General features: G+C 72.8%; 1 pseudogene. It reads left to right on the plus strand.

Features of this window, described 5'->3' with window-relative positions:
• Nucleotides 1-268, plus strand: a pseudogene (locus RZA33_RS19510) (hypothetical protein); the annotation flags it as partial.

Here is a 268-nt window from a genome sequence, read left to right on the forward strand (position 1 = left end):
TCGCGGGTCGGCTCAGTGAAGCGCTGGCCCGGCTGACCGGCCATTCGGTGGGCTGGCAACTGGTGGCGAGAAGCGGCCACCGCAGCGAGCAGGCGCTGGCTGCGCTCGATTCGACCGAGTTGGAACCAGCCGATGTGCTGGTCACGGCGCTGGGTGTCAACGATGTGGTGGACCAGGTGCCGCCGGCCCGCGCGCTGGCCGCGCGGCAAGGCATCGACGGGCTGGCGCGCGAGCGGGCCGGCGTGCGGCTCAGCATCCACTGTGCCGC

The sequence above is a fragment of the Halovibrio sp. HP20-59 genome (genome assembly GCF_033052795.2).
GTDB lineage: Bacteria > Pseudomonadota > Gammaproteobacteria > Pseudomonadales > Halomonadaceae > Vreelandella.